Annotated in this window: 8 protein-coding genes; 5 read left to right on the top strand and 3 right to left on the bottom strand. The window is 72.8% G+C overall.

Translation table 11 applies throughout. The features are described from left to right. Positions 1-152: 152 nt before the first annotated feature. Positions 153-1,052 (bottom strand): hypothetical protein, encoded by a 900-nt coding sequence (locus ACWF94_RS21825; protein ID WP_453490814.1) that lies wholly within the window; start codon positions 1,050-1,052, stop codon positions 153-155. Positions 1,053-1,461: 409 nt separating this feature from the next. On the opposite strand from ACWF94_RS21825, the gene ACWF94_RS21820 reads away from it, so the two are divergent. The 5 genes from ACWF94_RS21820 to ACWF94_RS21800 all read left to right on the top strand — a co-directional run bounded on the left by ACWF94_RS21820 (position 1,462) and on the right by ACWF94_RS21800 (position 9,083). Further along, complete coding sequence (locus tag ACWF94_RS21820; protein WP_453490811.1) at positions 1,462-3,699, top strand: MMPL family transporter; 2,238 nt, start codon at positions 1,462-1,464, stop codon at positions 3,697-3,699. 22 nt (positions 3,700-3,721) lie between these two features. Then, complete coding sequence (locus ACWF94_RS21815) at positions 3,722-4,300, top strand: GNAT family N-acetyltransferase (protein WP_453490808.1); 579 nt, start codon at positions 3,722-3,724, stop codon at positions 4,298-4,300. 214 nt (positions 4,301-4,514) lie between these two features. Further along, entirely contained in the window at positions 4,515-5,177 is a 663-nt protein-coding gene (locus ACWF94_RS21810) for a hypothetical protein (RefSeq protein ID WP_453490805.1), read from the top strand. A 419-nt stretch (positions 5,178-5,596) separates the two neighbouring features. Then, positions 5,597-5,827: a hypothetical protein gene (locus tag ACWF94_RS21805; protein WP_453490802.1), complete on the top strand. Its 231-nt coding sequence runs from the start codon at positions 5,597-5,599 to the stop codon at positions 5,825-5,827. A gap of 202 nt (positions 5,828-6,029) precedes the next feature. Continuing rightward, positions 6,030-9,083, top strand: a complete 3,054-nt coding sequence (locus ACWF94_RS21800) for a helix-turn-helix transcriptional regulator (RefSeq protein ID WP_453490816.1) — start codon at positions 6,030-6,032, stop codon at positions 9,081-9,083. A 286-nt stretch (positions 9,084-9,369) separates the two neighbouring features. Here the strand turns inward: ACWF94_RS21800 and ACWF94_RS21795 are convergent, their stop codons facing one another. Both ACWF94_RS21795 and ACWF94_RS21790 read right to left on the bottom strand, forming a co-directional pair. Further along, positions 9,370-9,585 carry a DUF6191 domain-containing protein gene (locus tag ACWF94_RS21795; protein WP_453490799.1) on the bottom strand — a complete coding sequence of 72 codons (216 nt, stop codon included), beginning with the start codon at positions 9,583-9,585 and terminating at the stop codon, positions 9,370-9,372. Between the two features lie 14 nt (positions 9,586-9,599). Continuing rightward, the coding region (locus tag ACWF94_RS21790) for a PQQ-dependent sugar dehydrogenase (protein WP_453490796.1) at positions 9,600-10,559 on the bottom strand (960 nt) is incomplete at its 5' end.

The following is a 10,559-nucleotide window of genomic DNA, read 5'->3' as shown; positions in this document are numbered from 1 at the left end:
CCCGCACCACCCGGTGCGGGCCGCCCCCGCTCGTTGACGCCCCTCCTGGTGTCCCCGGGCAGGTCCCGGGGCCCGTACTCTCAGCCCGCCTGCCCGCCTGCCCGCCTGCCCGCCTGCCCGCCGGGCGGACGGCGCTCCTTTCGTAACTGGCCCTAGTGCCGTATCCCCAGCCCCGGCAGCAGCAGCTCCCCCCGGTCCTTGCAGCTCACATCCCGCGCGCGCAGGTCCTTCGGTTCCCTGGTGCCGCGCGCCCGCAGCTCGGCTATCGCCAGCCGGGCCGCCTCCGCCGTCTCCGGGCGCTCCGGCTCCGGGAACTCCGCCTGCCACCAGCCCCGGTCGCGGGAGTGCCAGCCGCGCGAGCGCATCAGCCGGGCGCGCTCCGGGCTGTCCTCGCCGTCCCGGTCGTCCACCGAGACATGGAGCCCGTCCGCGAGGGCGTAGGAGATCTGGAGCTGACGGCCCCGGTCGGCACCGCTGGTCAGTGAGAACCCCGCCCAGTCGCCCCCGACCTGCACGGAGAGCTGCTCGACCCAGGCGGCGAGCATCAGCTCCAACGCGCTCTCGAAGTGTTCGAGAGACGAGGCCATCCGGCCGCCGGTGCGCTCCACCGGGCTCTCGCCGGGGCCCGTGCGGTCCAATTGCCAGAGGTAGGGCAGCAGGTCGAAGTCGTGCGGCTCGCTCGCCGACCAGGCGCCACCCCACTCAAAGGTCCGCAGCTCCTGGTGCTCGAAGGCGTCCGTGTCATGGACGGACAGCTGGGCACGGTGGCGGTTGCCCGAGAGCAGCACGATCCGCCGCGCGTCCCGCCAGCGGACATTGGGCCCGTCGGCCGAGCCGCCGTACAGCGTCGGCTCGCCTATCCGGGCGACTATCGCCGCGTACACCGCACGGAAGGACTCCCGCCGATTCCGGAGCGAGGCGCCCGGCTCATAGGCGAGCACCGGCACCGGGCCATGACCGGCGAACGCGTCGGGCGTGTCGTGCAGCGCCCGGGCGAACTCCGCGGCTTCGCCCGGGGTCAGGATCGGCTGGTTGGTCCCCGTGGTCTCCATGCACTCCATCGTGCCAGCCGACACTGACAACGACCGCTGCCCGAAGAGGCATTTGTGGATTCAGGGCGGCGCGCGGGCCGGGCGGGCGCGAACGGGCAGCGGCAGCGGCGTCGGCAACGGCGTCGGCAGCTGAGTCGGCAGCTGAGTCGGCAACGACATCGGGAGGGGTGTAGGGAACGGGATTCAACTGTCATGTCCGGGCCGGGGCGTGCCGTTCGCGGCCCCGGGTCAGCGGCCGGGTGACGCGGACTCCGAGTATGCCCACCAAACGGTCGACAAAGGGATAAATGATCATGTTTGACTGTCAGAGTGTTCCCGAGTAGGTCATGAGTAGGTCATGAGTTCTTTGCGGGCTGTTCCCGATCAAAGATCCGCCAAAGATCCGCGAACGACCCAGGGAGCACGTCCGTTGGCAGCCATCGCCCGGTGGTGCATCAGGCACCGACTCGTCGCCGTCCTCCTGTGGATCGCCGCCTGCGCGGGCGTTGCCGCCGCGGCGGCCGTCGCCGGAACTTCCTACTCCAGCGACTACGAGGTCCCCGGCACCGAATCCGGCCGCGCCACCGCGCTCCTCGACCAGGGCTTCGACCACCAGAGCGGCGACAGCGACACCATCGTCTGGCACACCGAGGACGGCAGCGTCCGCGCCGCGGCGGTCCGGGAGCGCATGTCCCGGATGCTCGAATCGGTGGCCGGCCTGGACTCGGTGGCCGCCGTCGAGGGGCCGTACGACCCTGAGGGCGCCGCGCGGATCAGCCGGGACGGGCACACCGCGTACGCCACCGTCATCTTCGAGCAGCGGGCCGGCGAGATCCCCGAGGCCCACATCGAGCGGGTCGCCGACACCGCGCGGGCCGCCCGGACGGACGGCATCCGGGTCGAGCTGGGCGGCACCGCCATCGGGCTCGCGGAGTCGTCCGGCGGGTATGCCGCCGAACTGGTCGGGGTGACCGTCGCGGCCGTCGTCCTCTTCCTCGCCTTCGGCTCACTCGCCGCCAGCCTGCTCCCCATCGCCACCGCCCTCGTCTCCGTCGGCACGGCGTACGCGGGCATGATCCTGCTGGGACAGGCGATGACCCTGGCCGACTTCGCCCCGGTGCTCGGACTGCTCATCGGACTCGGCGTGGGCATCGACTACGCCCTCTTCATCGTCACCCGACACCGCAAGGGGCTGCGGGCGGGACTGCCGGTGGACGAGGCCGCCCGCGTCGCCGTCGCCACCACCGGCCGGGCCGTCGTCTTCGCCGGAGCGACCGTCTGCATCGCCCTCCTGGGGATGCTCATCCTGCGGATCGGCTTCCTCAACGGAGTGGCGATCGCCGCCTGTCTGACCGTCGTCCTCACCGTCGCCGCCTCGGTGACCCTGCTGCCCGCCCTGCTCTCCCTCATCGGGACGCGGGCGCTCAGCGGGCGCGAACGCCGGCGGCTGAGGGAGCACGGTCCGCAGCCCGAGGTACCGACCGGCTTCGCCGCCCGCTGGTCGGCGTTCGTGGAGCGCCGCCCCAGGCTGCTGGGAGCCGTCGCCGCCGTCGTCATGGTGGTACTGGCACTGCCGGTGTTCTCGCTCCACCTCGGCACCTCCGACCAGGGCAACAACCCCTCCTCGTCGACCACCCGCAAGGCGTACGACATGCTGGCGCACGGGGGTCCGGCGCAGCAGAGGGGGGAAGGCGGCGGCTTCGGGCCCGGCGCCAACGGCCCGCTCACCCTGGTGGCCCGTCTCGACGGCGCCGGCGACCGGCTCGCCATGGACGCGCTGCCCGACGCCCTCAGGGCCGCCGAGGGCGTCGCTTCGGTCGGTCCCGTCACCTACAACGACAGCGGTGATACGGCGCTGCTCACCGTCGTCCCGGCATCGGCCCCCCAGTCGAGGACCACCAGCGAACTCGTCGACCGGCTGCGCGACGACCTGCTGCCGGCCGCCGCCGACGGCACCTCCCTCAGGGTGTACGTCGGAGGGATGACCGCAGGCTACGACGACTTCGCCGATGTCATTGTCGATAAATTGCCGCTCTTCGTCGGTGTCGTCATCGCCCTCGGCTGCCTTCTGCTGCTGGTGGCGTTCCGGTCGATCGGCATCCCCCTGAAGGCGGCGGCGATGAACGTGGCCGCCGTGGCCTCCTCCTTCGGCGTCGTCGTCGCGATCTTCCAGTGGGGGTGGGGGAGCGAACTGCTCGGACTCGGCAGAGCGGGACCCATCGAACCGTTCCTGCCCGTCATCATGGTCTCCGTGCTCTTCGGGCTCTCCATGGACTACCAGGTCTTCCTGGTCAGCCGGATGTACGAGGAGTGGCTGGAGACGGGTGACAACCGCCGGGCCGTCCGGGTCGGGCTCGCCGAGACCAGCCGGGTGATCAACTCAGCCGCCGTGATCATGATCTCGGTCTTTCTGGCCTTCGTCCTCAGCGGAGACCGGATCATCGCGATGTGCGGCATCGGGCTCGCCGCCGCCGTCGCGCTGGACGCGTTCGTACTGCGCACGCTGCTGGTGCCCGCCCTGATGCATCTGCTCGGTGGCGCGAACTGGTGGCTGCCGCCCTGGCTGGACCGGCGGCTGCCCCGGATCAGCATCGAACCGGCCGAGCGGCACAGCCGTGCGAGGATCGATGAGCCGAGCACGAGCGGCGACGGACAGCTCGTGCCCTGACCGGTCCGGAGGAATGGCCACGATGTTCGCGATACCCCTGGAACTGCCCGGCGCCGAGCAGGCGGAACTGCGCCCCCTGGAGCCCTGGCGGGCGGCGGAGTTCCTCGCCCATATCGACCGGGGCAGGGAGTACATCGGCGAGTTCGTCGGACTCCCGGACGCCGCGAGCGACCTCGGCTCCGCCCGTGCCTTCCTCCAGTCGTACGCCGACAAGCAGGCCGCTGACCGCGGACGGCTCTACGGCATCTGGCTCGACGGCACCCTCGTCGGCGGGGTGCTCTTCCGGACGTTCGACGCCGAGTCGGGGAACTGCGAGGTCGGCTGCTGGCTGGAGCCCTCCGCCGTGGGCCGTGGGCTGGTCACCCGCGCCGTCCGGCTGCTGATCGACTGGGCTGTGGCGGAGCGCGGAATGCACCGCGTCGAATGGCTGGTCTCCGCCGGGAACCGCGCGAGCATCAAGGTCGCCGAGCGGCTGGGGATGCGGCGCGACGGCGTGCTGCGGGAGTCGTATCCGTACCGGGGAGAACGGCATGACACGGAGGTCTGGTCACTGCTGGCCCCGGAGTGGCGGAAGCCGCACGCGGGCCGGGAGGAGCTGTAGCGAACCCTGCGCGACCGGCCGCGCCGCTCGCATGGCCCCGCCGTCCGTACGTCCGTGCTCCTCTCCGGCTGCGCGGCTCATACGTCCGTGCTCCTCGTACGGCCCGTCTCTCGTACGGGCTGGGCCGCCCGGCCGGCCCGCTGTGCGGCTTCGCCGCAGGAGCGGCCCGGGGACGTTAAGGGGACTCTCAGACAGGCCCCCTACCGTGCGCCGCATGAACCCCACGGATACCGAGAAGACCACCGACAAGACCGCCCGGCCGGCGGGCGAAGGCCCCGGCGGGGAATCCGCCGCCGATACGCCGGAAGCCGCCAGGGCGACAGGAGGGACACCTGCGGACGCCGCCGCGCACGAGGTGGTCGAGGACACCGTGGGCGACGCCGCCGACTCCGACCGGGAGGACCCGGAGGACCTGGCAGACCCGGAGGACCTGGCAGATCTGGCAGATCTGGAAGACGAAGACCTGGACGACGAGGGAGACGGACAGGAGCGCCCGGCGGCCTCCTCCGGTCTGCTGATGGCCGCGGCGGCGGTCATCGCGGCCGGACTTGCCCTCATCGGCCTCAGCGGCGGTTGGGTCGGCCGGATCGCTGCCGAGCGCCAGACGCTGATCGGCCAGATCGAGACCTCCCAGGGCAGCCCGGCCGAGCAGATCTCGGCGATCTACGCCGACGCCTGGCACACCACCGCCCTGGTGAACGGCTTCTTCGCGTTCGTCGCCCTGGTCATCGGACTCGCCGTGCTCTCCCGGCCGCGGAAGCCCGGCTGGGTACGGGCGTTCGCCCTCGCCGGAGCCGTGCTCGGCGGCCTCGGGGTGCTCGTCTCGATCGGCATGTACTTCGATCTCATCCTGTCGCTGCCCAGCGCCAGGTCCTGAAGTTATCCACAAGCCGCTCGTTGTCCACAGGCGAGGGCGGCCGGTCGCCGGACAGTGCTCCAATGTTCCGTATGGATCACGACGAACTGCCTTCGCGCGGCGCCCGCCGCCCGCCGAATCCGCCACGATGCCCGCGATGCCCGCGATGTTCGCGGCGACGGCCGCCCGGTCTGCTGCCGAGCCCTCCGGCGTCGGGTCTGCCTCGGCGCCGTTCGGCGTCGGGTCTGCCACCGAGCCCTTCGGCGGCGGACCCGACGAGGATGCCTGATCGCCGGGGCACAGGGGCCTTAGACGCGGCTGTCAGGGCCTCAGGGCCTGTCCTAAGGACAGCGGCGGCTCGCGGGGGAGACGGCCTAAGGACCCTGACCCGCGAAGATGCGGCAGCCTCCCCATGCCCGGCATCCCTCTGGGAGACGAGATTGGAGACCCGGCGGGACCGCCGGACCGATCTCATCACCGGGGAGTGCGACATGTGGGCCCACGACCTTCCGAAGCTGCGCCACGCCGAGCTGATCCAGCAGGCCACCGACTACCGGCTTGCCCGGCTTGCCCGGCAGGCCCGCCAGGAGCGCCGGGCCGCCCGGCGGTCGGCCAGGGAGAGGGAGGACGGGGTGAAGGGCGATGACGACCGGTTCGTACGGGCGGCCTGACCCGGTGCGAGAGCCATCGGCGGGGACCGGCGCGCGGGGGAGCGCGGTCGCCGGACCCGCCGTGCGGACGGACGCGGTCGCCGGACCTGACGTGCGGACGGACGCGGTTGCCGGACCTGACGTGCCGCCGGTCGCGGTCGCCGGACCCGCCGTGCCGCCGGTCGCGGGCGTCGGGAGCGGTGTGCCACCGGACGGCTGTGCGATGCTCGGCGGCGTGGAGACGATGTCCGTCAGTCCGGTGTTCGTGGGACGCGCGGGTGAGCTGTCGGCGCTCACCGACGCGCTCGTACGGGCGTCGGGCGACGGAGGCGACCACCGCCGGGGCGAGCCGCAGGCGCTGCTCATCGGCGGTGAGGCCGGGGTGGGCAAGACCCGGCTCATCGAGGAGCTGCACACCGAGGCAGACCGCCGGGACGCCGTCGTCGCCATCGGCGGCTGTGTGGAGATCGGTGCGGACGGACTGCCGTTCGCGCCCTTCTCGACCGCCCTGCGCGCGCTCCACCGCCGCCTCCCCCGGGAGCTGGCCGAGGCCGCCGCGGGCCAGGAGCAGGAGCTGGCCAGGCTGCTGCCCGAGTTGGGGGAGCGGCCCGTCGGCGAGCGGGGCGGCTATGCCGAGGAAGGCATGGCGCGCCTCTTCGAGCTGACCGCTCGACTGCTGGAGCGGGTCGCCGCCGACCGTACGGTGGTGCTCGTCCTGGAGGATCTGCACTGGGCGGACGCGTCCACCCGCCATCTGCTCGCCTATCTCTTCCGCACCCTGCGCCGCGGCCGGCTCGTCGTCATCGCCACCTACCGCTCCGACGATGTCCACCGGCGCCATCCCCTGCGGCCCTTCCTCGCCGAGCTGGACCGGATGCGCACCATCCAGCGCATCGAGCTGACCCGGTTCAGCCGTGACGAGGTCCACCGCCAGCTCGCCGGAATCCTCGCCACCGAGCCCGCGCCGGACATGGTCGACCGGATCTTCGAACGCTCGGACGGCAACGCCTTCTTCGTCGAGGAGCTGGCCCGCAGCGTCGCCGACGACTGCCCCGACGCACTGCCCAGTTCGCTGCGCGACATCCTCCTCGTCCGGGTCGAGGCGCTGTCCGAGGACGCCCAGCGTGCCGTGCGCATCATGGCCGAGGGCGGCTCGACCGTGGAGTACGGGCTGCTGCTCGCCGTCGCCCGGCTCTCCGAGGACGACCTCATCGAGGCGCTGCGGGCCGCCGTCGGCGCGAACATCCTGCTGGCCACGGCGGACGGCGACGGCTACCGCTTCCGGCACTCCCTGGCGCGCGAGGCCGTCAGCGACGATCTGCTGCCCGGCGAGCGCTCCCGGATCAACCTCCGCTATGCCGAGGCGCTGGAGGCCGACCCCGCGCTCGTCCGGGTCGAGGAGCGGGCCATGCGTCTCGCCAGCTACTGGTACCACGCCCATGACACCGCCAAAGCCCTCCCCGCCGTCCTCAGCGCCTCCGCCGAGGCCCGCCGGCGGCATGCCTACTCCGAGCAACTGTGGCTGCTGGAGCGCGCGATGGAGCTGTGGGACCGCACTCCGCTCGATGTACGGGACGCGCTGACGCCCCTCGACCACGCGGTGGCCTGTCCGCCGTCCGACGGCGACCCCGCCACCACCCCGCTGAGCTTCCTCGATCTGATGACCGAGGCCACCGCCGCTGGCCGGCTCAGCGGCGAGCGGGAGAGAGTGCTGAAGATCGCCAGACGCGGGCAGCGGCTGGCGCACGCGGAGAACGACCCGCTGCGCACCGCCTGGTTCGCCGTACAGCGCTCCCGGCTGATCTCGGCGCTCGGCCGGGGCGACGGCGGGGCCGAGCTCGCCGAGGCACAGGAACTGGTGCGTGGGCTGCCGCCGTCCGCCGTGCACGCCGAGATCCTCGCGGCGGCCGCGGGCTGGGACCGGCTGCGCGCCCCCGGCCCGGAGAGCCTGGCGACGGCCGAACGCGCCGTGGAGTACGCCCGGATGGTCGGCGAGGAGGAGAACGAACTGCTCGCCCGGCTCTCCCTGGGCGACCTCATGGTCGACGCCGGGGACATCGACGGCGGGCTCGCCGAGATGCACGCGGTCAGGAAGCGCGCCGTCGCCCTCGACCACCCCTCGCTCGTCGCGAGCGCCTATGTCAACCTGCCCTCCTGCCTGGAAGGCGTCGGACGTTCCCAGGAGGCCGTGGACATCCTCATCGAAGGCGTCGTGCTCGCTCGCGGCTACGGCCTGCTGGACACCGAGGCATGGATACTGGCCAACCTCGCCGAGTCGTACTACTCACTCGGGCGCTGGGACGAGATGCGGGACAACGCTGAGCGCGCACTGCGTATCGCGCTGAGTCCCAAACCCCGGGGGTACGCCGCCATCGGCCTCGGTGAAGCGGCGCTCGGCCGCGGCGACACGGTGCGGGCGGCGGAACACCTGACGGCCGCCCGCGCCCATTTCGGGACCGACGACCCGACGCCGCACAGTTCCCTCGGGCTGGACACGCTCACCGTCGGCATCGCGGCCCTGGAAGGGCGGATCCAGGACGCCCGCGCCGATTTCGCCCGCGCCTCCCGGGCCGGCTTCCCACCGGGTTCCCAGCGCTACGCCTGGCGCCTGCTGAGGGTCGCGGCCACCCTGGAGGCCGACACCCGGGGCCTGCCCGCGGCGGAACCGGGCCGGGCCGACGCGCTGGACCTCGTCGGCGGACTGGCGCGCCGGCTCGCCACCCCGGCGCCGGTGTGGATCGCGTACGAGTGCTGGGTCCGGGCCGAGCTGCGCCGCGCGGTCGGCCAGGACACGCCCGAGGACTGGGCGGAGGCCGGGGAAGCCTTCGAGCGGGTGGACTTTCCCTTCGAACGGGCCATGGTCGGCCTCCGCCGGGCCGAGGCGCTCCTCCCGTCCGACCGCGCGCACGCCACGGAACTGCTGCGCGGTGCCGACGCGACCGCCCGCAGGCTGGGCGCCCGCCCGCTCGCCGAGGACATCGCCCTCCTCGCCCGGCGCGCCCGGATCTCCCTGGCCGACACCCCGCCCGCCCCGGCCCTCCAGCAGGGCCCGGCGCTCGGCCTCACGCCCCGGGAGGAGGACGTCCTGCGCCTGGTCGCCAAGGGCCACAGCAATCGCCAGATCGCGGAGGAGCTGTACATCTCCCCGAAGACGGCGAGCGTCCATGTCTCCAACATCCTCGCCAAGCTGGGCGTATCCGGCCGCGGCGAGGCCGCAGCCCTGGCCCACCGCCTGCGTCTGTTCCCCACCCCGGACGACTCCCCGGCCCCGACCTGACCCCGGCCTGCCCCCGCCCGCCCAGAACCGGCCTGCCCCGGCCCGCCCAGACCCGACCTGGACCCGATCCCGCCGAACACAGACCTGACCCCGCCCGGCACCAGACCCCGACCTCGGCCCGATGCCGCCTGACCCCGGCCTGCCCCGGGCGCCGCCTGACCTCCGCCGCGCCGCCCTCGGCTGGGCGGCCCGCCGGGCGGTCCGCCGCGCCGCCCGGCCAACGGCCCGCCCGACCCCGTGTGCGGGACCCTGGGCGCGGTCGGGTCCGCACCTTCGGCCGGGGGTCTCAGGCTTCCGGCTGGGGCTGGGGCTGGGGGTCGGGTTCGGACGCGGGGTCGGGGCCCTCGGGGCGGCGGACGGTGACCTTGCCCGAGGAGAGGTCTATGGGGCCGCGGGAGGGGTCGCCGTCGCCGACGTCCGTCCTTGTCAGCGCCAGGCGGTTGCGTTCGTCTTCCGAATGCTGCCGACCAGGGGCGAAGAGCTGCTCGAACACATTGAACACCGGCGGTACACCTCCTACTTCACCTCCAGCAGGAGGATCCTGTCGTCACCCGCCGCAGGCGTGCCCCTGGTGTCCGTCTCACTGGTGATCACCCAGATCGTGGAGCCGCCCGCCGCGAGAACCGTCCGCAGTCGGCCGTACTTCTCTTCGAGGAACGACTGGGGAGCGGCCGAGGGTTCCCTCCCCGCCAGCGGAATGCGCCAGAGCCGCTCGCCGCCCAGCCCGGCCATCCAGATCGAGCCCTGCGCGTAGGCGATTCCGCTCGGGGACGCCTGGTCGGTGCGCCACTGGGCCACCGGGTCGACAAAGCCGGGCTTGCCGCCCTTGCCCTCGACCTGCGGCCAGCCGTAGTTCTTTCCCGGCTCGATCAGATTCAGCTCGTCCCAGGTGTTCTGGCCGAACTCCGACGCCCAGAGCCGCTTCTCGGAGTCCCATGCCAGGCCCTGCACATTGCGGTGGCCCAGGGAGTAGACGAGGGAGCCGGACGCCGGGTTGCCCGGTGCCGGGCGGCCGTCCGGGGTCATCCGCAGGATCTTGCCGCCCAGGGACTCCCGGTCCTGGGAGAGCCCCGTCTCACCCGTCTCACCCGTGGCGACGTAGAGCATCTTGTCCGGGCCGAACGCGATCCGCCCGCCGTTGTGGTTGACCCCCTTGGGGATGCTCCGCAGGATCGTGTCCGGTGCGCCGAGCTGCTGGCCCGCGGGCTTGCGCTCCTCGTACCGCATCCGGGCGACACGGTTGTCCGAATCGGTGGTGAAGTACGCGAACACCATGCGGTCCGAGGCGAAGGAGGGGGAGAGCGCGAGGCCGAGGAGCCCGCCCTCGCCGCCGGGGGAGACCCCCACCACCTGACCGGCCTCGGTCTTCTTCCCGCTCTCCGCGTCGACGCGGGTGATCGTCCCCTCGTCGCGCGAGGCCACCAGCAGATCACCGTCCGGCATCGCCGCCGCGCCCCAGGGCGATTTCAGCCCCTC

The organism is Streptomyces sp. NPDC055078 (assembly GCF_053607985.1).
Note: the sequence above shows the minus strand (reverse complement) of the source record. Positions and strands in the feature narration are given on the sequence as shown.

Coding starts and splice junctions, on each gene's coding strand:
- ACWF94_RS21825 (WP_453490814.1), bottom strand. CDS start 1,052: ATGGAGACCACGGGGACCAACCAGCCGATCCTGACCCCGGGCGAAGCC.
- ACWF94_RS21815 (WP_453490808.1), top strand. CDS start 3,722: ATGTTCGCGATACCCCTGGAACTGCCCGGCGCCGAGCAGGCGGAACTG.
- ACWF94_RS21810 (WP_453490805.1), top strand. CDS start 4,515: ATGAACCCCACGGATACCGAGAAGACCACCGACAAGACCGCCCGGCCG.
- ACWF94_RS21800 (WP_453490816.1), top strand. CDS start 6,030: ATGCTCGGCGGCGTGGAGACGATGTCCGTCAGTCCGGTGTTCGTGGGA.